This is a genomic window from Pseudomonas sp. Je.1.5.c (assembly GCF_051129895.1).
Classification (GTDB): domain Bacteria; phylum Pseudomonadota; class Gammaproteobacteria; order Pseudomonadales; family Pseudomonadaceae; genus Aquipseudomonas; species Aquipseudomonas urmiensis.
In genome coordinates, this window is record NZ_JBCPSP010000011.1 from 89,788 (window position 1) to 112,640 (window position 22,853).

Genomic DNA, 22,853 nt, shown 5'->3' on the forward strand with positions numbered 1-22,853 from the left:
TCAAGCCTCCGTCAATTCATTCATCAGTTGCTCGATATCGGCGAGGCCTTCTTCGCTCAGGGACTGGCCGGCGCTTTCCAGCGCCAGGGCAAATGCCCCCAGTAGCGGGGTTTCGAAGATGAGGCGGATCGGCATATCGATGCCCAATTGGCTGTTGATACGTGAGATGGCCTGGGCCGCCAGCAGCGAATGGCCGCCCAGTTCGAAGAAGTTGTCGTCCAGCCCGACGCGCTCAACGCGCAGCACATCGGCCCAGATCGCCGCCACCTGCTGTTCGGTGGCGGTCTGCGGGGGCACATAGCGGGCCTGCAGCTGGGTCAGGTCGGGGCGCGGCAAGGCCTTGCGGTCAAGCTTGCCATTCGGGCTCAGCGGCAGTTCTGCCAGCCAGATCAGGCAGGCCGGGACCATGTAGTCCGGCAAGCTGCCCTGCAGTTGCGCGCGCAACTCTGCCAGCAGCGCCTGCTGGGTCTGCGCGTCGGCCTGGGCCACGGCAGGGTCGGCAGGCACCAGATAGGCGACCAGTTGCTTGCCCAGGGCACCCTCGATGTCGATCACCAGCGCGTCGCGCACACGCTCATGCTCGATCAGGCGCGCGCCAACCTCGCCCAGCTCGATGCGAAAACCGCGGATCTTGACTTGATGATCGATGCGCCCGGCGTATTCGATGCTGCCCTGCGCCAGGTAGCGAGACAGATCACCGGAGCGATACAAACGGCTGCCGTCGGCGCCGAACGGATCAGGGATGAAGCGCTCGGCAGTCAGTGCGGGGCGACGGTGATAACCCCTTGCCAGCAGATCGCCGCCAATCATCAACTCACCAATGGCGCCGTTGAGTACCGTGCCGCCACTGTTGTCCAGCAGGTGGATGGAGCGTCCGGCCAGTACCGCACCGATCGGCATGACCGACGGCAACGCAGGCGCCGGATCACCCAGATAAGGCGTGCAGTCGTGGGCGGTGACCGTGACCGTTGCCTCGGTCGGGCCATAGGTGTTGAGCAGGTGCACATGCCCCAGGCCTGCTGCTTTCCACGCCGCCAGCCCCTCTGGAGGCATCGCTTCGCCGCCGGCATGGAACTGATGCAGCCGCCCGTAATCGCGCGGCCCACGCTCGGCGAAGTCTTTGGCAAGCATGAACCAGTAGGCCGTGGTGACGTCCACCACGCTGATGTCGTTGGCGATCAGCTCGCGGTAGAAGCGCTCGCTGTCCCACAGCTCAGGTCCGCGAATAACCACCGAGGCGCCACAGATCAGCGCCGGATACAACTGCTCGACGAAGCCGTCGAAGTTGAACGTGGCGAACTGCAGGATCCGATCGCGGGCTGTGAGATTGAAAAAGCCCAACGACACCTGCGCATGCTGGCTCAGCGCACCCTGGCTGATCGCCACGCCTTTGGGGCGGCCGGTGGAGCCTGAGGTGTACATGACATAGGCCAGCGAAGCCGGCTCGATCAGCACGCTCGGGTTGGTTTCGATGGCGCCCTCGAAGGGTTGATCCAGGCACAGCCGAGTGACCCCAGCGGGCACCGGCAAACGCTCGCTCAGGGCAGTTTGGGTGAGCAGCAAGGCCAGACCGCTGTCTTCGATCATGTAGGCCAGGCGCTCGGCCGGATAATCAGGATCCAACGGCACATAGGCCGCGCCGACCTTGAGGATCGCCAACAGCCCGGCGACCATCTCCAGGCCCCGCTCCAGCGCCACCCCGACCAGCACCTCAGGGCCTGCGCCCAAGGCCTGCAGGCGGTGGGCCAGGCGGTTGGCGCGTCGGTTGAGTTCGGCATAGCTCCAGTGCTGGCCATCATGCAGCACGGCGATGGCGTCGGGGGTCTGCGCGACCTGCGCCTGGAAGCGGTGCGCCAACGCGGTGTCGAGCAAGGGCCCGGCCGGCCCCTGCGACCACTGTTGCTCAACCACCCGGCGCTCCTGCGGCGAGGCCAGGGCCAAGCGGTCCAGACTCGCTTGAGGTGCGACCACCAGGGCCTGCAGCAGGTTCAGCCAGTGCTCGCCCATCCGCTCGATACGGGCCCGGTCGAACAAGTCGCAGGCATAGGTGAAGGTTGCCAGCACGCCGTCGGATCGTTCCACGGTATCGAGCGATACATCGAACTGCGCACTGCCCTCGTCCAGGTCGACCTCCTCGACCACCAGGCCATCCAGGCTCTGGCCGGTGACCTGCTCGCCGAGGTCGCGCAGGTGGTTGTACATCACCTGGAACAAGGGGTTGTGGCCCAGCCCACGCTCAGGCTGCAAGGCTTCGACCAGCGCATCGAACGGTACGTCCTTGTTGGCCTGGGCTTGCAGGCTGGCTTCTTTGGTCTGGGCCAGAAACTGCTCGAAGCTGGTGCTGTAGTCCACCTCCAGACGCAATACCAGGGTGTTGACGAAGAAGCCGATCAAGCCCTCGAGCTCCAGCCGGTTACGGTTGGTCATCGGCACGCCGATGTTGATCTTCTCACTGGCACTGTAACGGGCCAGCAGCAGCGCGAACGAGGCCAGGAAGACATGGAACAAGGTGGCGTTGCCGGCCACCGCCAGCTGACGCAAGCCTGCGGTCAATGCGCCGGGCAGGTGAATGTCCAGCCGCCCGCCCCGATAGCTCTGCACCGCCGGACGCGGTCGGTCTGCCGGCAGCTGCAACACGCTGAAGTCATCCTCCAGGCGTGCTTTCCAGTAACCGAGCTGATCCTCCATCTGCCCTTCGCCAAGCCGCTCGCGCTGCCAGCTGGCATAGTCGGCATACTGCACCGGCAGCGCTGCGAACAGCGGCAGCGGCGCGCCCTTGGCATGGTGGTTGTAGAGCGCAATACACTCGCGAACCATGATGCCCATCGACCAGCCGTCAGAAACGATATGGTGCAAGGTCAGCAGCAACAGGTGCTCATCGGCGCCGACTTGATAGAGCTTGACCCGTATTAGCGGCCCTGCGGCCAGATCGAACGGACGCTGGATCTCGGCCTGCAAGAGCGCGGTCAGCGCCTCGTCCGGCAACTGGCCAAGCCACTGCTGCTCAAGCTTGACCTCAAGTTGCTCGCTGATGCGCAGGCCCGGCACCCCTTGGTACTCTTCGAAGCGGGTGCGCAGGGCTTCATGGCGCTGTACCAGCGCATTGATGGCAGCGCTCAACGCGCCCGGGTCCAACGCGCCGCGAATGCGCACCACCATGGGGGTGTGATACGCCGAGCTGTGCGGATGAATTTTCCAGAACAGCCACTGCCGGTACTGGGCATGGGACACCGGCAGCACCTGGTCGCGCGCCAAGCTGATGATCGGCGCATCGCTGACCTGGCCGAGTGCTGCGACCGCTTCGCTGAAGCGGCGCAGATCGCCAGTGTCGAACAACAGCCGCAACGGGATATCGATCCCCAGCTGGCGCCGGGCACGGGAGACGATCTGCGTGGCCATCAACGAATGGCCGCCCAAGGCGAAGAAATTGTCGCCCAGCCCAACCTGCTCGACCGCCAATACCTCCCGCCACAGGCCTGCCAGGCCGATCTGCAATGGGCTGACGGGCGGCTCATAGTGTGGCGCCCGGCATTCCTGCTCCGGCTGCGGCAAACGGGACAGGTCGACCTTGCCATTGGCGGTCAGCGGCAGGCTGTCGAGAAACAGCACACGCGCGGGAATCATGTGCTCCGGCACGGTCGCCTTGAGCGCCCGCTGCAGGGAGTCCTGCGCCGTGGCGTGATCGGCGCTGCGCTGCACCAGCAAAGGCGCGACCACGTAGGCGATCAGTTGTAACTCATTGGCCTGAGCCCGCGGTCGAACCAGGGCTTTTTCGACGCCTTCAAGCCCCTGCAGACAGGCCTCGACTTCACCCGGCTCGACCCGATAGCCACGGATCTTGATTTGCTGATCACGCCGACCGACGTACAACAGGCGCCCCTCGCGATCACGGCTTACCGCATCACCGCTGCGGTACATGCGCGCCCCTGGCTCGCCCGACGGATCTGGCACGAAGCGTTCCGCAGTCAAGCCCGGGCGGCCGATGTAACCACGGGCAAGACCGGCCCCGGAAATGCACAGCTCGCCTTTGGCCTGACCCGGTGCGGTCTGCAGGGAGGCATCGAGGACCTGCACACGGCTGTTGAGCAACGGCGTGCCCAGCTGGGCGACTTGCCCCGGCAGCAGCTCGGCGGTCAGCACACCGACGGTGGTTTCGGTCGGACCATAGTGATTGATGATCTTCAGCTCAGGGCGCAACGCGGCGATCCGCGACAACAGCGCCGCTGGACAGGCCTCACCCCCCAGGACCAGGCAGCGCTGCGGCAGTACCCGCGCATCGCCACAGGCATCGAGCAATGCCGCCAGGTGCGAGGGCACGATCTTCAGGGCGTCGATGGCTTGATCACTGAGGTAGCTGGCAAAGCCATCGGCGTCCAGCACCGCATCACGTTGCAGCAGGTGCAGGGTCTTACCCGTGCTCAATGCGCCAAACAGCATGGTATGGCCGAGGTCGGCGGCGGGCGTGGAGATCATCGCCAGCTGTTCGAGCGCAGCCAAGGGCAGGCGCTCGGCCAAGCCATCGAGGTAATTGGCCAAGGCCGCATGGGACACGCCCACGCCCTTTGGCGTGCCCGTGGTGCCTGAGGTGTAGATGATGTAGGCAAGGTTGTCGCCCTGCACCGACGCCGGCACCTGCAGCACTGGCGCCTGATCTGGGCAAGGCGCATCGAACGCCACTTGCCGCACCTGTGGGCCAAGGTTATCCATGCCGCCCTGCGGCCCCACGACCAGGGATATGCCGGCGTCACCCAGCATGAACGCCAGACGCTGTCCAGGCTGGCCCGGCTCCAGCGGCACATACGCAGCGCCCGCCTTGAGAATCGCCAGCAAGCCAACCAGCATGTCGACCGAGCGATCAGCCCACAGCCCCACCGCCTGCTCGCTACCCACCCCCAGCGCCTGGAGTTCAAGGCGCAGCGCTTCGGCGCGCAGCTCCAACTGCTGATAGCTCAGCGAGCCCTGACTGCTGACGGCCGCGAGGCGATCCGGGTGCGCCGCCGCCGCTTGGGCGAAGCGCTGATGAACCGGCAGCGGCGCGGGTCGCTCGATCGACGGCAGCGGCACTGGCGCAGCGGCCAGCGGCCAATCGCCAAGCGCCGAGCCGTCATCCTGGCTGAGCGCGGCCAGCAGGCGCAGCCAGTCCTGGCTCATGCCGGCGATGGTTGCCTGGTCGAACAGGTCAAGGGCATAACTGAAGGCCGCGCGCAGCTCCCCAGCCACTTCCACGGTGTCCAGCGTCAGGTCGAAACGGGCGATGTTCTTGCGCAGGTCGAGCTTCTCCAGAACCAGGCCGGAGCCGGTCTGGATGGCGCCTACGTCGGCCACCTGCGCTTGATGGTTGAACAGCACCTGGAACAGCGGGCCATGGGCCGAGTTGCGCTCCACCCCCAGCACTTCGACCAATTTGTCGAACGGCACGTCCTGGTGGGCCTGGGCCTGGGTCGCGCACTGGCGGACCTGGCCCAGCAGTTGGGCGGTGTCATGGGTCGGATCTATGCGGGTCTGCAGGACCTGAGTATTGATGAAGCAACCGATCAGCCCTTCCACTTCGCTGCGATTGCGGTTGGCGATCGGCACCCCGACGCGCACCGTGTCATGCCCGCCGTAGCGATACAGCAAGGTCTTGAAGGCTGCCAGCAGCACCACGAACAAGGTGACGTTGTGGCGCTTGGCGAGGGTCTTGAGGCGCTCGGCCAGGTCCGCTTCGATCGCCACCTCCAAGCGCTCGCCACGATGACTGGGGCGGGCTGGCCGCGGACGATCGCTGGGCAGTTGCAGGACGGGATGCTCGTCGCCAAGGTGCGCCAGCCAATAGGCCAGCTGACGCTCCTGCTCGCCGGCCTCCAGCCAGCTGCGCTGCCACAGGGCAAAGTCGCGGTACTGGATGTCCAGCGCGGCCAGGGCCGATGCGCTCCGGGCGCTAGCCGCATCGTACAGCCTGACCAGTTCGTCGATCAGGATGCCCAGCGACCAGCCATCGGCAATGATGTGGTGCAGGGTGATCAGCAACAGATGCTCCTGCTCGCCGATGCGCAGCAGACGCACACGCATCAGCGGTCCATTGACCAGATCGAATGGCGCTACCGATTCTTCCGCGCAGGTCGACTCGATGCGCTGTTGCTGCGTCTGGCCTTGCAGGTGGCCAAGGTCCAGCAGCTGGACCGCGACCTGCAGATGCGCCTGTACGCACTGGCGCACCTGGTCATCGGCTTCGCGAAACACCGTGCGCAGCGCCTCGTGTCGCTGGACCAGGGTGTCGATGGCGCTTTGCAGGGCGGGCACGTCGAGCACGCCGCGCAGCTTGACCGCCAGGGGCAGGTTGTAGGCGCCGCTGTGCGGATCGAGCTGCCAGGCGAACCACATGCGCTGCTGGGCGTAGGACAGGCTGTCGCGGGCCGGCACCTGCACCCCCGCCGCGATCGGCAGGAGGGCGAAATCCACCCCCTCGCCCTTCATCGCATCCAGGAACAGACGACGCTTGCCAGCGGGCAGCTCGATGAAGCGTCGAGCCAGTTTGAGTGAATCTTGGGCATTCATACTGTCGGTCCTTACTGATCTGCGGCTCGGCCTTGGGCAAAGCGTTTTCAGTAGAACGAGCAGATGAGAAGTGAATTTAGCGGCGTGGCGCAGGCCTGTGTGCAAGCGCCAGGTTGTACGCCACCTGATACGGTGGCGTACGGTGGGAGCCGCGCCAAGGAAGCCTCAGCGAGCCTTCTCGCTGTGCCCCTGCGCCATGGCGACGACGACTTTGCGCGGCCCGGTGAACGGCGCCCGAGCGTGAGCGGCGAGCATGTTGTCGAGCATCAGCACATCGCCCTCCTGCCACGGGAAGCTGATCGCGCACTCGTCCAGCACAGCGCGAATGCGCTCAAGCACTTCATGCTCGATGGGCGTGCCGTCACCGTAGTAGACATTGCGTGGCAGGTCCTCCTCGTCGACGATCTCAAGCAGGCTTTCGCGCACCTCGGCCGGTAGATTGGAGACGTGGAACAAGTGCGCCTGGTTGAACCAGACCTGATCGCCGGTCCACGGATGAGTGGCCACCGCCTGACAGACCTGACGGGTGCGCAGTTCGCCGTCGTCTTTCCACTCCCACTCAATGTGGTGGGCACGGCAGTAGGCTTCGACCACACTGCGATCTTCGGTGTTGAACACCTGCTCCCAGCCCACATCCAGGCCATTGCCATAGTTGCGGACATACATCAGGCGCTTGCTGGTAAAGCGTTCGAGGATGTCGGCCGGCATCCGCCGATAGACTTCGCGGCTGTCGGCGATCGGCGTTTGGCCGCCGGTCTGGGCGGCGATCACGCTGTAGAACCAGATACGCATCGGCCAGTCGAGGCTGTAGGCCTGTTCGTTGTGCAGCGGGATACTCTGGTGCGCCGGGTATTCGGTGGAGGTATACACCCCTTGGGTCACATTGCTGCGCGGGGTGGAGCCGAACTCGTAATTGAGCAGCGGATGACCGAACGCCTGGGCGAACTCGCGAAACGCCGCGACCTCCCCCACTTCGAAACCGCGAAACAATATCCCTGCGCAGTGATCCAGGTGCTGCGCCACGATCTCCTTGAGCTCGTCGAAGCTCTCCAGCAGCCCAAGCCCTGGCTCGGGCGCTTCGACCAGCAGCGGCAGCGAGCCGCGCTCAGGCATCAATGGCCGCACCTTGATATCGGCAAGTTCACTCATCTGTGTCTCCCCATCCGCGTCACACGCCACGGCTAAGGTGGCGTGCGCCGCGCATTGGCGTTAATCGTATTCATCACGGGCAGGCCGCCCGCGTTACTTGGGCAAAACCTGTTCAGGCGCTGCGCACCGCTACTGCCAACGCCGCGGCAAACCGTTCTGCGACCTCGTCGATCTGCTCGGCACTGATGATCAACGGCGGCAGGAAGCGCACCACCGCGCCATGGCGGCCGCCCAGCTCAAGGATCAAGCCGCGCTTGAGGCACTCGCGCTGCACCTTGGGGGCCAGCTCGCGCGCTGCCGGTGGATGGCCCAAGCTATCCAGCGCGCCTTGCGGGTCGACCAGCTCGACCCCAAGCATCAAGCCGCGCCCGCGAATATCGCCCAGCTGCGGGTACTGGCGCTGCAGATGCTGCAAGTGGCCGCGCAGGCGCTGGCCCATGGCCTCGGCGTGCTCGGCCAGGCGATGCTCGACCAGGTAATCGATCACTGCGGAGCCTGCGGCCATGGCCATCTGGTTGCCGCGGAAGGTGCCGGCATGGGCGCCTGGGGTCCATTGGTCCAGCCACTCGCGGTACACCACCACCGCCAGCGGCAGGCTGCCACCAATGGCTTTGGACAAGGTCACCACATCCGGGACGATGCCGGCGTGCTCGAAGGCGAACATCCGCCCGGTGCGGGCAAAGCCGCTCTGGATTTCGTCGACGATCAGCGCCACCCCGGCCTGCTCGGTGATCCGCCGTACACCGCGTAGCCATTCGATGTCAGCCGGTATCACCCCGCCTTCGCCCTGCACCACTTCGAGAATGACCGCCGCTGGCAGCGGCACCCCGCCCTCCGGGTCGAGCAGCAGGTTTTCCAGGTAGTGCAGGTTGGCCCGCACACCCGCCTCACCGCCCAGGCCGAACGGGCAGCGGTAGTCATAGGGGTACGGCATGAACTGCACGCCATTGCCGAGCAACGCGCCCAGGGGTTTCTTCGGCCCGTGGCTGCCCATCAGGCTCAATGCGCCCTGGGACATGCCGTGGTAGGCACCCTGGAATGCCAGCACGGTGCTGCGCCCGGTGGCGGTACGCACCAGTTTCAGCGCAGCTTCCACCGCATCGGTGCCGGTCGGGCCGCAGAACTGGATCTTCGCCTCGCGGCGCAAGGTTTCGGGCAGGATGCCGAACAGGTCCTGGACGAAGCGGTCCTTGACCGGCGTGGTCAGGTCGAGGGTATGCAGCGGCAGCTCGTCCGCCAGCACGCGCTGAATCGCCTCGACCACCACCGGATGATTGTGCCCCAAGGCAAGCGTGCCAGCACCGGCCAGGCAGTCGATGAACTGGCGGCCTTCGACGTCTTCGACATACAGGCCACGGGCGCGCTTGAGTGCCAGGGGCAGGCGTCGTGGGTAGCTGCGGGCGTTGGATTCCTGTTGTTGCTGGCGCACCAGCAGCGGCGAATCGGTGAACTCATACAGCGGTTGCGGCGCTGCGCCTGGCAGGATCTGGGCAAGGCTGGTAGCGGTCGACATCGGAGAATCCCTCGCAAATGAATGGTGGGCCCGCCACGTCCCTGTAACCAGATATGTGTCGGGTGAGCATCGTTTGGAGAACGCTTCAGCGCAGGGAGGATTTAGTGATTGGCTAGCAAGTTTTGTCGCCTCCACGGGCCTCTTCGCGGGCAAGCCCGCTCCCACAGGTACCGCGCTGGCTTCGAGGTCAACGGGGTGCCTGTAGGAGCGGGCTTGCCCGCGAAGAGGCTAGTGTCGCCACCACAAAACCTGGCTGTGAGCAGCGTTTGGAGAACGCTTCAGCGCAGGTGGGATTTCAGTGATTGGCTTGCATGTTTTGTCGCTTCCACGGGCCTCTTCGCGGGCAAGCCCGCTCCCACAGGTACCGCGCTGGCTTCGAGGTCAACGGGGTGCCTGTGGGAGCGGGCTTGCCCGCGAAGAGGCCGGTCGTGACACCACAAAACCGGGCTGGATGCCGAACTCGGCAGCCAGCCCTTAGCTCAGGCGCCGGCAGTCAAAGCGCCTCCAGCTCGGCCATCAGGTCACTGAGCCGGTCGACCTTGTCGTCGTCCAGCGCCGTGTCCTGCAAGCCCTGCACGTAGCTGGCCAGCTCCTCTACCGTGCTGCACTCGAACATCGCGCGCAACGGCACGTTGAGCTGCAGCTGCTTCTGCACCCGCGAGGCGATCTGGGTCGCCAGCAACGAATGCCCGCCCAACTCGAAGAAGTTGTCGTGCACCCCTACCCGCTCGGCCTTGAGCACATCGGCCCAGATCCCGGCGAGGGTCTGTTCCAGCTCGTTGCGCGGCGCCAGGTAGGCCTGGCTGTGCTGGCTAGCGATGTCGATGGCCGGCAGCGCCTTGCGGTCGAGCTTGCCGTTGGCGTTGTGCGGCAGGCTGTCGAACCAGCCCCAGTGCAGCGGCACCATGTACTCCGGCAGATCGGCGCGCAGGCGTTGCTTGACCTGTTCGAGCAGCGCGGCGTCGGCGACGATGCCCTGATGCGCGACCAGATAGCCCACCAGGTGCTTGCCGTTGGCGCCCTCCTGCACGCCTACCGCCGCATCGCGAATCTCGCCCTGCTCGTGCAGACGGGCTTCGATTTCGCCCAGCTCGATGCGATAACCGCGGATCTTCACCTGATGGTCAATGCGCCCGACGTACTCGAGCACGCCATCCGGCCGGCGCCGCGCCAGGTCGCCGGTACGATACAGACGCTCACCCGGCGCGCCATAGGGATGCGGGATGAACGCCAGTGCCGTGCGCATGGGATCGCCGACATACCCACGGCCAACCCCGGTACCGGCGACACACAACTCGCCCACCGCGCCCAAGGGCACCAGCGCCTGGTCCTCGTTCAACAGGTACAGGCGGTTGTTGTCGGTCGGCGTGCCAATCGGCAGGTAGCTGCCCTGGGTCGATTGCGCATCGACGCGGAAGAACGCCACGTCATCCGAGCATTCCGCCGGTCCATAGGCGTTGACCAGGCCAATCGCCGGATAGCGCTGCAGCCACTGCGCGGCCAGCTCAGGCGGCATGGCCTCGCCGGTCGGCAGCATCCAGCGCAGGCCATCCAGGTGCTGGTGATCGTTGGCGAGCATGCCCTGGATCAGCGACGGCACGCTTTCCAGCACGGTGATGCCGCTGGCCTGGACATGCGCCAGCAAGCCTTGCGGATCATGGGCGATGGCATTGGGCACGATCTCTACCCGGGCGCCGAACAACGGCGCGGCGAGGAACTGCCAGACCGAAATGTCGAAACTCTGCGAGGCGGTCTGGGCGATCACGTCCTGCTCATCCAGTACCAGGTACGGCACCTTGCTCAGCTGGTTGTTGAGCATGCCGCGCTGCTCGACCATCACCCCCTTGGGCAGTCCGGTGGAGCCGGAGGTGTAGATCACATAGGCCAGGTTGTCTGGCCCACTGTGAATGCCCAGGTCATGGCTGGCCACGGCGCTGCCCTGGACGTCTTCCCACACCAGCAGTTTCGGTCGTACCGCACCCGCCACTTCATCGAGCAACTGGCGCGCCTGGTCGGCTTGCGCAGCGCTGCACACCAGCACTGGCGTGCGGCTCAACTCGACGATGCGCTGCAGGCGCGCCGCCGGCAAGCCAGGATCCAGCGGCAGGTAGCCGGCGCCGGCCTTGAAGCTACCGACGATCATCCCCAGCAAGGGCAAGCCACGCTCGGCCAGCAGCGCCACCGGTTGATCGAGGGTCACCCCCGCCGCGACCAGGGCATGGCCCAGGCGGTTGGCCGCCAGGTTCAGCCCGGCATAGTCGAACGAGGCCTCCAGGCAGCGCGCGACGATCCGCTCGGGATGCGCGGCAACCCGCGCCTCGAACAGCTCCACATAGCTCTGTTCCAAGCTGTAGGCATGCTCGGTGCGGTTGCACTCATCGAGCAGCAAGCGTTGCTCCTCGGCGCCGAGCAATGGCAGCTCGGCGACATCGCCGTCGAAGCCTTCGACCAGCGCCAGCAGCAGGCGCTTGAACTCGGCCAGCAAACGCTCGACGGTCGGGTAGTCGAAGTAGCGCTGGTCGAACGACAGGTGCAGGCCCAGGTCATCGCCCGGGTAGCACACCGCCGTCAGCGGGAAGTTGGTGTGGGTGCGACCTGAGTCGGAGCTGGCGTTGAGGTGCTGGGCGTGATCGAGCACGGCGGTTTCCACCGGCGCGTTCTCGAACACGAACAGGCTGTCGAACAGCGCCTGGCCCTTGGGCAGCTCGCTACGCTCCTGGATCGCCACCAACGGCAGGTACTCGTACTCGCGCAGTTCCATGTTGCGCTCCAGCAGGCCTTGCAGCCACTGGCGCACGCTCTGGCGCTGGCCGGCTGCCGGCAACTGCACGCGCAGGGCGACGCTGTTGATGAACAGGCCAACCGTGCGCTGCATCTGCGGCAGGCTGACCGGACGCCCAGCCACCGTCACCCCGAACACCACGTCACGCTCGCCGCTGTAGCGCGCCAGGAGCAAGGCCCAGGCCGCCTGGGCGAAGGTGTTGATGGTCAGCTGGTGAGCCTGGGCCAGCTCGCGCAGACGCACCCCTTGCGCCACGTCCAGGCGGGTGTAGCAGTCGCCGACGATCATGCCGTCGCCGGCATGGTCATGGCGCAGCGGACGGTCACTGGGGAGCGCCGTGGCGCGCTCGAAACCGGCCAGGTTGGCCTGCCACCACTGGCGCGCCTCCTCGAGGTCCTGGCGTTGCAGCCAGCCGATATAGTCGCGGTAGCGCGGCGGCACCGGCAGTTGCGCCTGGCGGCCTTCGCCGAGGGCCTGGTAGATCTCGAAGAAGTCGTTCATCAACAGCGAGCGGCACCAGGCATCGATCAGGATGTGGTGGTTGCTCATCATGAACCAGTAGCGCTCATCGGCCACACGCACCAGGCGCAGATGGAACGGCGCCTGGCTCAACAGGGCAAAGCCGGCTTCGCGTTCTTCTTTATGCAGGGCCTGCAGGCGCGCTTCCTGGGCCTGCGCGTCGAGGCCGCGCCAATCCTGGTAATCCACCGGGGTCTTGCCCGGCTTGTGGATGATCTGCAGCATCGCTTCGCCGGCATTCCAGCTGAACGAGGCGCGCAGGGCTTCGTGGCGTGCCACCACCGCTTGCCAGGCCTGGGCGAAGCGCTGCGGGTCGAGCGCGCTGTTGATCCGGTAGCGGTCCTGCATGTAGTAGATGCCGGTGCCCGGCTCGAGCAGGGTGTGCAGCAACATGCCTTCTTGCATCGGCGTCAGCGGGTAGACGTCTTCGATCTCGGCCGCGGCGATGGGCAGGCTGTCGATCTGCTCCTGGCTCAGTTGCGCCAGGGGGAAGTCCGACGGGGTGAAGCTGCCGTTGCCCTCTGCCAGGCAGTGCTCGACCAGCGCCAGCAGTTCACGGCGATAGGCCTCGGCCAGCTCGGCGATGGTGCGCGCGTTATACCGCTGGTTGCTGAAGGTCCAGCGCAGCTGCAAGGCGCCGCCATAGACCTGGCCATCGACGCTGAGCCAGTTGGGCAGCGGCGCGTCCAGGTCATGGGCCAGGCCTGCTGGCGCATCCAGCGGCTGGAACAACGCCGCTGCATCGAACTGCTGGTCGAACTGGCCCAGGTAATTGAAGGTGATCCGCGCCTGGGGCAAGGCCGCCATGCGCTCGCGCCCGGCATCATCGGCCAGGTAGCGCAGCACGCCATAGCCAAGGCCCTTGTGCGGCACCTGGCGCAGTTGCTCCTTGATACGCTTGATCGAGCCTGCGCGGGCTTGCTCGCCCTCGCCCAGCTCGGGGCTCAAGGCCAAGGGATAGGCATTGGTGAACCAACCGACGCTGCGGGTCAGGTCGAGGTCTTCGAACAAGCCTTCACGACCATGGCCTTCGAGCTGCACCAACACCTCGCTGTCACCACTCCAGCGGCACAGGGTACGCGCCAGGGCAGTCAGCAACAGGTCGTTGACCTGGGTGTGATAAGCGGCGGGTGCCTGTTGCAGCAGCTGGCGGGTCTGCTCGACATCCAGGCTGATCGCCAGGGTCTGGGCATGACGGTGCAGGTTGGCGCCTTGCGGATGATCACACGCCAGCTCGTGGCGGACACTGGCCAGCTGGCCTTGCCACCAATCGAGCTCATCACGCAACGAATCGCTACCAGCATAGGCCGCCAGGCGCGCCGCCCAGTCGCCCATCGCGTGGGTCTTGGCCGCCAGCGCCTCACCGCGGTACAACGCCTGCAAGTCTTCGAGCAGCACCCGCCAGGACACACCGTCGACCACCAGGTGGTGGATCGCCAGCAGCAGGCGTTGGCCGCCCTGCCCGTCGCTGACCAGCAAGGCGCGCAACAGCGGCCCCTGCTCCAGGTCGAGGCTGCGCTGCACATCGCTGTACAGCGCCTGGCAGTCGTCGAGATTTGCCACGGTAGCGGTCCACAGCAAGGGCTGGGCGCTTGGCTGGGCGTACCGCCCCTGCCAGCGACCGTTCACCTGGGTGAAATTCAGCCGCAGGCTGTCGTGGTGAGCGAGCAAGCCCGCCAAGGCCTGCTCCAGGGTTTGCGCCTGCAACGGTTGGCGCACCTGCAACAGCACGGCTTGGTTCCAGTGCTGCGGCTCGGGCACTTGGCTGTCGAAGAACCAATGCTGGATCGGCGTCAGCGCAGTGCTGCCCTGGCGCTGGCCTTGCTCGATGTCGCTTGGCGCCTCGCTGCGGCTGACCACCGCCGCCAGGGTCTGGATGGTCTGGTGCTGGAACAGGTCACGCGGGGTGAACTGCAAGCCCAGCTGCCGCGCCCGGCTGACCACCTGGATCGACAGGATCGAATCGCCGCCCAGTTCGAAGAAGTTGTCCTGCACGCCCACCCGCGCGACGTTGAGCACCTCGCACCAAACCTGCGCCAGTTGCGCTTCCAGCTCGTTGGCCGGGGCCTGGTAGTGCTGCTGCGCCTGCTCCAGGTCCGGCGCTGGCAATGCGCGGCGATCGAGCTTGCCGTTGCCCATCAGTGGCAGCTGTGCAAGCAGTACCAGGTGCGCAGGCACCATATAGTCCGGCAGGTGGCGGCGGGCATGCGCCTTGACCGCTTCGCGCAGGCTGGCCTGGGTTTGGCTGTCGGCATTGGCCTGCTCACAGAGCAGATAACCGACCAACTGCTTGCCGCCCGGCAGGTCGAGCGCCAGCACGACTGCCTCGTCGACCTCGGCATGTTCTTGCAGGCGGCTTTCGATCTCGCCCAGCTCGATGCGGAAACCGCGGATCTTAACCTGCTGGTCGGCGCGGCCAACGTACTCCACCAGACCGTCAGCGCGCAGACGGACCAAGTCGCCCGTGCGGTACAGACGCCCCCCATCATGGCTGAACGGATCCGCGACGAAGCGCTCGGCAGACAGCCCCGGCCGGTCATGATAACCCTGAGCCAAGCCGGCACCGCCGACATACAGCTCGCCGATGCCACCTTGCGGCAGCAGCGCCAGGTCTTCATCGAGGATGTACGCGGTACGCGCGCCGATCATCCGGCCAATCGGCACACTGCCGGCATCGGCGGGCAGCGTCTGCGGGGCCACGCAGGCCAGCGGCATGACCACGGTTTCCGTCGGCCCATAGGCATTGAAGAGCTGCTCTGGGGTGAACGCCTGGCGGATGCGTTGCAGGTGCTCACCCGTCAGCGCTTCGCCACCGGTAATGACCAGGCGCACCGGCAATTGCTCGCCAACACTTGCCAGGTACTGGGCGAGCTGGCTGCCGTAGCTTGGGGTGAAACCGAGGATGCTCACCTGCTGCTCGCGCACCAGTTGGCAGATGTCCTCGGCGCCCCACTGGCCTTGGGCGCGGATCACCACCCGCGCACCGCACAGCAACGGCGCCAGCAAGCGCTCGGTGGCAGCGTCGAAGTTGATCGAATAGAAGTGCAGTTCGCAGTCGTCGCTGCGCATGCCGAAGGCGGCGATCACCGCCTGGCAGTGCATGCCGATTTCCCCATGGCTGACCACCACGCCCTTGGGCTTGCCAGTGGAGCCGGAGGTGTAGATCAGGTAGGCCTGGTGCTGCGGCAGGTTGAGGTTAGCCAACGGCCCATCGCTGTAGCTAGGCAGTGACGCTGCGTCATCTTCCAGGCACCAGCGCGCTACGCCCGCAGGCAACTGGCCGATACTGTCGAACAGCGCACGCTGGCCCAACAGCAAGCCGATGCGGCTGTCCTCGATCATGTAGTGCAAGCGATTGAGCGGGTATTCCGGGTCCAACGGCACGTAGGCGCCCCCAGCCTTGAGGATCGCCAACAGACCAACGACCATTTCCAGCGAACGCTCCAGGGCCAGGCCGACGCGTACCTGCGGCCCGACACCACGCTCGCGCAGGGCACGCGCCAGGCGGTTAGCTTGCTGGTCGAGCTGGGCATAGCTCAGGTGCTGGCCAGCGAAGGTCAGCGCACGGGCGTGCGGCGTGCGCTCGGCCTGGGCGGCGAACAGGCCGTGCAGGGTGTGGCCCAGGTCGAAGTCATGCTCGCCCTGCAATTGGCCGACCAGCACTTGTTGCTCGGCGCCGCTGAGCATCGGCAGTTCGCACAGGCGTTGCTGCGGGTTGTCGATCAGGCCGATCAACAGCTGCTGCCAGTGCTCGGCCATGCGCACGATGCGCGGCTCGTCGAACAGGTCGCAGCTGTAGGTCAGGCAGCAGCCCAGGCGACCGTCGAGGTCGGTGACTTCCAGATACAGGTCGAACTTGGTCGCGCTGGCGTCGTTGACCAGGTAGTCGACCTGCATGCCGGCCAGCTCGCGGCTCTGCTGGAAGGCCCAACGCTGAACGTTGCACATCACCTGGAACAGCGGGTTGTAGGCACTGCTGCGCGGTGGCTGCAGGGCTTCGACCAACTGATCGAACGGCAGGTCCTGGTGCGACTGGCCTGCAACGATGGTCTGGCGCACCTGTTCGAGCAGCTCGGCGCCGCGCATCTGGCCATCGAGCTCGCAGCGCAGCACCTGGGTATTAAGGAAGGCGCCGATCAGGCCTTCGCTTTCCGGGCGAATGCGGTTGGCCACCGGCGCGCCGATGCGCAGGTCGCGTTGGCCGCTGTAGCGGTGCAGCAAGGTCGCCAGGGTAGCGGTCATGGTCATGAACAGGGTCAGGCCACGTTCGCTGTTGAAGGCGCGCACGCGGGCGGCCAGGGCGGGGTCGAGGTCGAAGCGATACAGCGCGCCCTGGTGACTCTGCACTGCCGGGCGCGGGCGGTCCGTCGGCAACTCCAGCACTGGGTGTTCATCGCCCAGGCGCTGTTGCCAGTAGGCCAGTTGCCGTGCGCCTTCGCCCCCTTCCAGCCACTGGCGCTGCCACACGCTGTAGTCCAGGTACTGCACCGGCAACGGCGCCAGGGGCGATTCGCGGTCGTCGACGAAGGCCTCGTACAGCTCGCCCAGTTCGCGGGCGAAGATGTCCATGGCCCAGCCTTCGGTGACGATGTGATGCAGGGTCAGCACGAAGTAGTGCTCACGCTCCTGGGCCTTGACCAGGCAGGCACGCAGCAATGGGCCGCGCTCCAGGTCGAACGGCTGGTGGGCCTGGGCGTCGGCCAATGCCTGCAGACGTTGTTGGCGCTGCGGCGCTGGGGTGGCGCTGAAGTCATGCCATTGCACCTTGAGCGCGCTGTGCTCGGCCACACACTGGTACGGCACGCCATCGATGCTGGGGAAGGTGGTGCGCAGGGTCTCGTGCCGGGCGATCAGTGCATGCAGGGCGCGCTCGAAGGCATCCACGTGCAAGGTGCCACGCAGGCGAGCCATGCCGCCGACGTTGTAGGCGGGGCTACCGGGCTCCATCTGCCAGAGGAACCACATGCGTTGCTGGGAATACGACAGCGGCACCGCCTGACGACGGTCGACCCGGGCGATCTCGCCCTGCTGGTTACGTTCGCCACGTTCGCGGATGCTGGCGATTGCGGCGCAGAACGCTGCCAGCTCACTGGCCTCGAACAGCACCTTCAGCGGCAGCTCGACATCCAGTGCCTGGCGGGTCCGCGAGACGATCTGGGTGGCCAGCAACGAGTGGCCACCGAGGGCGAAGAAATCATCCTGCAGGCCGACTTGTTCCAGGTTGAGCACCTCACGCCAGATGGCCGCGACCTGCTGCTGCAGCTCGGTCTGCGGCTCGACATGCTCACGCTGCTGCCAAACCGGTGCCGGCAGGGCTTTGCGCTCGACCTTGCCGCTTGGGCCCAATGGCATCTGCGCCAGATGGATCAGTTGCGCCGGGACCATGTACGCCGGCAAGCGCTCGGCCAAGGCAGCCAGCAGCGCAGCGCTTTGCTCGACGCCGCTGTAGTAGCCGACCAACTGCGCGCCGACGGCATCCTGGTGGATCAGCACCACCGCCTGTTCGACACCCGCCTGGGCCAGCAGGCTCGCCTGCACTTCTTCGGGCTCGACGCGAAAACCACGCACCTTGACCTGCTGGTCGAGACGCCCGAGGTATTCCAGGGCACCCTGCTCAACCCACCAGCGGGCGCGGTCGCCACTGCGGTACAGGCGCTCGCCGTTACCATCGGCTTGCGGCACGAAGCGCTCGGCGGTCAGCCCCGGTCGGCCCAAATAACCGCGGGCCAGGCCCACCCCACCCAGATACAGCTCGCCGGCAACACCCGGCGCGCTCAGCTCCAGCTGATCATCGAGGACCCGGCACAGCACATTGGCCAGCGGCCGGCCAATCGGCGAGCGCTCGCCGTCCGCGCTCTGGCAATGCCAGTGGCTGACGTTGATGGCGGTCTCGGTCGGGCCATAGCGGTTATGCAACTGCACCTGGGGCAGCAGCTGCAGGACGCGCTCGCGCAGGTTGGCCGACAACGCCTCACCGCCAGAGAACAGCCGACGCAGGCTGGTGCAGTTGGCGGCCAGTGGTTCCTGGACGAACACCTGCAACAGCGGCGGCACGAAGTGCAGCGTTGTCACCCCATGCTGCTGGATCAATTGGGCGATGCGCTGCGGGTCGCGATGCTCGCCAGGGCCTGCAAGGACCAGCTTGCAGCCGGTGATCAGCGGCCAGAAGCACTCCCACACCGACACATCGAAGCTGATCGGCGCTTTCTGCATCAGCACATCGCTGTCACCGAGCGCGTACGTGGCTTGCATCCACTGCAAGCGCTCAGCCAAGGCCGCGTGGGTGTTGCCGACGCCCTTGGGCTGGCCGGTGGAGCCGGAGGTGTAGATCACATAGGCGAGGTTGTCGCCGTCCAGGTGCAGACCCGGCGCCTGGCTGGGCCAGCTGTCCAGGTGCAATTGATCGAGGGCGATGGTGCTGACCCCAGCCACCTGCGGCAGGCGTTCGAGCAGGTTGCTGTGGCTCAACAGCAGGCTGGCCTGGCAGTCGCCGAGCATGTAGGCCAGGCGCTCTGGCGGATAGTCGACATCCAGCGGCACGTAGGCGCCACCGGCCTTGACGATCGCCAGCAGGCCGACCAGCAACAGCGGCGAACGCTCCACGGCGATGGCCACGCAGGTGTCGGGGCCGACGCCCTTGTCGCGCAGGTAATGCGCCAGGCGGTTGGCCTGCTGGTGCAGGCTGGCGTAGTCGAGGCTGCCGCCTTCCCACACCAGCGCGGTGCGTTCAGGCGTCAGCCGCGCCTGTTCGTTGAGTTGCTCGACCAGCAGGCGCTGCGCCACGGGCGCGGGCGCCTGGCCCCAGCCCAACAATTGTGCGCGGGCCTGTTCATCGAGCAACTGCACCTCGCCCAAGGTCAACTGTGGCTGCGCGCTGACCTGTTCGAGCAACGCCAGTAGGTGATTGGCCAGGCGCTTGATGGTGCTGGCTTCGAACAGCTCGGCGGCATAGTCGAAGGCCAGGCTCAGGCGGCCCTGATGATCTTCTTCACTGTGCAGCTGCAGGTCGAACTTGGCTTCGCGGCTGTGCCATGGCAGCTCTTCGGCGAGCAAGCCGGGCAGACGGCGCAGCGCCGACAAGTCGCGTTGCTGGTGGTTGAACATGACCTGGAACAGGCCCTGCTCGCGGGCCTGCGGCAAGGCTTCGAGCAGTTGCTCGAACGGCAAGTCCTGATTGGCCTGGGCGTGCAGGGTCGCCTGGCGCACCTGGGCCAACAGCTGGGCGAACGACTGCCGACCATCGAGCTGGGCGCGCAGCACCTGGGTATTGATGAAGAAGCCGACCATGCCCTGGGTTTCCAGGCGCGGGCGGTTGGCATTGGGCACGCCGACGCGGATGTCGCCCTGGCCGGTATAGCGGTGCAGCAGGCCTTGCCAGGCGGCCAGCAGGACCATGAACAGGCTGGCCTGCTGCTCGCGGGCCAAGTCCTTGAGCGCGTCGGCAAGCTTGGCCGGGACTTTCACACTCAGGCGTGCCGCGCGCTTGTCTTGTTGGCTGGAGCGGGGGTGGTCGCTGCCTAGGTCGAGCACCGGCAGTTCATCGCCCAGCTGCTGTTGCCAGTGTTCGAGCTGACGCGCGGCCTCGCCTTCAGCCAGCCACTGGCGCTGCCAGATAGCGTAGTCGGCATAGCCCAGCGGCAGCGCCGCCAGGCTCGCCTGCTGGCCCTGGCAGCGGGCCGCGTAGAGGCGGGCGAACTCGTCGAGCAGAATATTCAGCGACCAACCGTCGGCGATGATGTGGTGCAGGGTCACCCACAGTTGATGATCCTCGTCATCCAGCCGCGCCAGGGTCACCCGCAGCAACGGTCCTTCGATCAGGTCGAACGGCTGCTGCGCCTCGGCTTGACGACGGGCAGCGACTTCAGTCGCATCCAGCCCGTGCAGATCGACCTGCTGTAGAACCAACCGCTGCTCAGGCAGCACCCGTTGCAGGGCCTGGCCATCGATCTCGCTGAACACCGTGCGCAACGATTCGTGGCGGGCCACCAATGCCTGGAAGCTGTGCTCCAGGGCGGCAACATCCAGCTCGCCGCGCAGGTGCAAGCCAGCCGGGATGTTGTAGGCAGCCGACGTCGGCTCCAGTTGCCACAGCAGCCACAGGCGATTCTGCGCCAGCGATTGCGCCAATGCCTGGCCACGGCCCAGCGTGTCGATGCGGCCATTGCCCTGTCCGCCCTCGGCGAGCAGCGCGGCCACGGCTGCACTGTAGTCGGCCAGCAGCGGCGCCTCGAACAGCGTGCGCAGGCTCAGGTTGATGCCCAACGCGTCGGCCAGCCGCGCAGTGACCTGGGTGGCGGCGATGGAGTTGCCGCCCAGCAGCAGGAAGTGATCGTCTGGCGCAACCGCCTCGACCTTGAGCAATTCGCGCCAAATGGCGGCAATGCGGGTTTGCAGTTCATCAGCCGGCGCAGCGTCTAGCGTCTGCTCGGCGACGGCCGGGAAGCGTGCGTAGCAATCCAGGCTGCCATCGTCCATGCGCAGGCGACAGGCTGAACGTTGCAGTTTGCCGCTGGAGGTCTTGGGCAAGGCACCCGGGTTGAGCAGCAGCACCACTGCCGGAGCCTGGCGGCAGGCGTCGGCGATGACCTGGCGCAGGGTCTTGATCAGCTCTTGCGGCGTGTGCGCCTTTTGCACATTGCGGCTGATCTCCACGGCAACGCCAATGCCCTCCTCGCCTTGATCATCAACGGCGAACACCGCCACCCGGCCCTTGCGCAGCACATCGACCTCGCGCTCCAAGGTCTGTTCCAGGTCCTGCGGGTAGAGGTTCTGCCCGCGCACGATGAGCATGTCTTTCAGACGCCCAGTGACGAATACCTCGCCCTCGCGCATGAAGCCCAAATCGCCGGTACGCAGCCAGGTCTGGCCGTCCAGCTCGACGAAGGTGCGCGCGCTGGCCTCGGGATTGCGCCAGTAGCCCAGGGCGATGCTCGGGCCACTGGCCCAGATTTCACCGACCAGGTTGTCGCCCAGCACGCGTTGGCGCTGCGGGTCGACGATGCATAGCGCATGGCCTGGCTGGGGGTAGCCGCAGCTCATGAGCACGCTGCCTGTGCCTGGCTCGGCGCGGTGGCTGGCAAACGCTTGGGCGTCGATCTCCAGCGCGGCAATGCCCTGGCCACGACGGCTGCCGCTGACGAACAGGGTCGCCTCGGCCAGGCCATAGCTGGCGAAGTAGCTCTGCGGGTCGAAACCGCACACCTGGAACTTGCTGGCGAAGGTCTCCAGGCTGTCCTGGCGGATTGGCTCGGAGCCGGAATAGGCCACGCGCCAGCGGCTCAAGTCGAGCCCAGCCAAGGCCGCCTCGCTGACCCGCTCGCTGCACAAGCGGTAGGCGAAGTCCGGGCCGCCGCTGATGGTGCCGCCATATTCGCTGATCGCCTGCAACCAGCGCTGCGGCCGCGCCAGGAAATACCCCGGCGACATCAGCACGCACGGCACGCCGCTGAAGATCGGTTGCAGCAGGCCGCCAATCAGGCCCATGTCGTGGTACAGCGGCAACCAGCTGACGATCACATCGTCCGGGTTCAGGTCGATGCCAAAGCCGTGGCGAATCAGTTGCTCGTTGGCCACCAGGTTGCCGTGGCTGACCTGCACGCCCTTGGGCAGCGCGGTGGAGCCGGAGGTGTACTGCAAAAAGGCGATGTCACTGCCGGCCAGCTGCGGCTGGCGCCATTGATCGGCCAGGGCTGGGGTCAGAGGGTCGACGGCCAGCAGCTCAGGCGCGGCGTCACCGGCCAGAGCCTCAAGGCCCTGCAAACTGTCACACAGCGCCTCTACCGTCAGCAGCAAACGCGGTTCGGCATCGTCGATGATCGACAGCAGGCGCTCTTGGTGATGACGGCGCGACGACTCTGGCGGATAGGCCGGCACCGCGATCACCCCGGCATACAGGCAGCCGAAGAATGCCGCGACGTAGTCCGGACCACTGGGGAACAGCAACACCGCCCGATCGCCAAACTCGGCGCGCTGTTGCAGCGCCGCGGCGATGGTTCGCGCACGCAGGTCGAGGTCCCGATAACTGAGTACGGCCTGCTCGCGAGGATCATCGGCCAGAAAGCGCAAGGCGATCCGGTCCGGGGTCTGCGCGGCGCGTTGGGCCAAGGCCTGGACCAGCGAGTGCGGGAGTTCGAAGGCGTCCGTCATGGGGTGTTCCTGCCAGTGTCTGGGTGAGTCGCACCGAACGCCGCCACGCAAGGTTGGAGGGCAGGGTTCGGCAGCTGGATGTACACAGGGGAACGGATGGGCGAGGCAAATAATTAACTGCGCAGAGGGCGGAACAGCGCGTCGCGCGGCTAGCGCGAAGTGAACCGGTTCACGCGGGTAAGCTTAGAACCAATACGAATGGAGTCT

General features: G+C 66.1%; 4 protein-coding genes. All 4 read right to left on the reverse strand.

What is annotated here, in order from left to right:
• A complete protein-coding gene (locus AAZU54_RS11425; RefSeq protein ID WP_434727170.1) occupies positions 1–6,537 on the reverse strand; it encodes an amino acid adenylation domain-containing protein in 6,537 nt (2,178 codons plus the stop codon).
• Between the two features lie 165 nt (positions 6,538–6,702).
• Positions 6,703–7,686 (reverse strand): TauD/TfdA family dioxygenase, encoded by a 984-nt coding sequence (locus AAZU54_RS11430; RefSeq protein WP_434727171.1) that lies wholly within the window; start codon positions 7,684–7,686, stop codon positions 6,703–6,705.
• 112 nt (positions 7,687–7,798) lie between these two features.
• Complete coding sequence (locus AAZU54_RS11435; RefSeq protein WP_186555673.1) at positions 7,799–9,199, reverse strand: aspartate aminotransferase family protein; 1,401 nt, start codon at positions 9,197–9,199, stop codon at positions 7,799–7,801.
• A 493-nt stretch (positions 9,200–9,692) separates the two neighbouring features.
• The gene (locus tag AAZU54_RS11440; protein ID WP_434727172.1) at positions 9,693–22,646 is read right to left on the reverse strand and encodes a non-ribosomal peptide synthetase; all 12,954 of its coding nucleotides are present in this window, start codon (positions 22,644–22,646) and stop codon (positions 9,693–9,695) included.
• Positions 22,647–22,853: the final 207 nt, after the last annotated feature.

Bases quoted from the DNA above. Each gene is read 5' to 3' on its own strand.
- AAZU54_RS11425 (WP_434727170.1), bottom strand. From the start codon at position 6,537: ATGAATGCCCAAGATTCACTCAAACTGGCTCGACGCTTCATCGAGCTG.
- AAZU54_RS11435 (WP_186555673.1), bottom strand. From the start codon at position 9,199: ATGTCGACCGCTACCAGCCTTGCCCAGATCCTGCCAGGCGCAGCGCCG.
- AAZU54_RS11430 (WP_434727171.1), bottom strand. From the start codon at position 7,686: ATGAGTGAACTTGCCGATATCAAGGTGCGGCCATTGATGCCTGAGCGC.
- AAZU54_RS11440 (WP_434727172.1), bottom strand. From the start codon at position 22,646: ATGACGGACGCCTTCGAACTCCCGCACTCGCTGGTCCAGGCCTTGGCC.